Origin of the sequence: Coprococcus sp. AF16-5, assembly GCF_003479365.1 — a bacterium.
GTDB lineage: Bacteria > Bacillota > Clostridia > Lachnospirales > Lachnospiraceae > Coprococcus > Coprococcus aceti.
In genome coordinates this window covers 1-1,399 of record NZ_QUGZ01000012.1, presented here as the reverse complement: position 1 = coordinate 1,399, position 1,399 = coordinate 1, and the positions used below count along the sequence as shown (strand labels likewise).

The following is a 1,399-nucleotide window of genomic DNA, read 5'->3' as shown; positions in this document are numbered from 1 at the left end:
GGTATCCTCCTTCTTTTTTATTTGAACTTCTGGACAATTTGTCCAAAAGCTGCTTTCTTGTTCTTTGTCCATGAAAGGACAAAAAAGAGCATTCATGCTTTTACACATAAATGCTCTGACGCTGTTTTATTATAAAATTGTCTTAGCTGTTGTTCCCTACAAACTGGAATTTAACAATAACTATGTGTGTTGGTTTCTATCATGTAGTTCAAACCTATAACTAATAACCTAAAACCCTAATACACTCCTCATCGATATCTGCATGATTTGTAAATGGCATATCTTCATATACCATTTCTCTTAAAAATCCTAAAATATTACATCTAATCTCATATATTTCTTTGGAAAGCTCATACAGTTTTTCATATGAAATTGTGTCACTTTCCACATATTGTTCTAACTCAAGTTTGCATTCTTTTATTGTTTTTTTGTTAGCTCCACTAGAAAATTTAGTATTAAAAATCCCATTTGGACAGTATTGTCGGACAACATCATCCATCTGATCAAGTCTTACACAATAGTTAAGTGTACATTTTAGATCTTCTTCGATTTTATTATTTAACTCATCGATTATTTCATCATACTTATTTTTTACAAGCGTCATATTTTTTTCTAATACAGCCATTAGCTCTAGCATATTTGCTATATCATTATTATCATTTATATGTTGTATTTGGTTTAATTGCGAAACAATATCTTGACCAAAGCATGCATAATATCTTATTATTTCAAACTTAAAAGTTGAACTTAAACAATCTGTTTTAGAACTGATACAATTATTTACCGGAATATGGATTGTCACAGAATCTTGTTTCGATAAATCACGATTTTCAACTTCTCTTAGAGGTGCAGTCCAAAATATAATTTCTTTTTTTATATCTACCAAAAACAAAAAAGTAACATCTTTCTTTTGTCTCCAATAGTTTATGGTTTGCGTCTTTATTGAATAGGTAAATTCTGTTTTACCTGCGTTCATCTTAATTTCGCTATCATCAGTTCCTTTACATTGGGCATTAAAATTATATTTTGTTGGATGGCAGTTCTCTATAATTGTTCCTATAAAATCAATTCCCAAATCCTGACTTGTATCAATTTCTTGAAACACACTAAACTTCTGCATTACTGCTTGAAGTTCCGAAGCAGCTCTATTACCCACTGATTGATTTAATGTGAATGTTGGTAATTTTTCTTTCATACTATTCCTCCACAAATCCCGATTCGTTAAACTGTTTCATTGATTATATCAAAGAATCATGCTTGCAACAATCCCCTTAAAACGAGAGGCAGGCATGTCCTCCTGTCGCCCTTAATACTCTGATGTTTCATTGCATAGTATAATTCGACATTACCCCATCGACAACCTTGCCGAGCAATGTCTCCTTCTGTTCCTCGCTCATAC

The 1,399-nt window shown here is 31.8% G+C and carries 1 protein-coding gene; it reads right to left on the bottom strand.

The features are described from left to right. Positions 1 to 220: 220 nt before the first annotated feature. Positions 221 to 1,195 (bottom strand): DUF4365 domain-containing protein, encoded by a 975-nt coding sequence (locus DWW70_RS14395; RefSeq protein ID WP_118016908.1) that lies wholly within the window; start codon positions 1,193 to 1,195, stop codon positions 221 to 223. Positions 1,196 to 1,399 lie beyond the last annotated feature (204 nt).

Excerpts from the sequence above, each read along its gene's own strand:
- DWW70_RS14395 (WP_118016908.1), bottom strand. The coding sequence starts at position 1,195 with ATGAAAGAAAAATTACCAACATTCACATTAAATCAATCAGTGGGTAAT.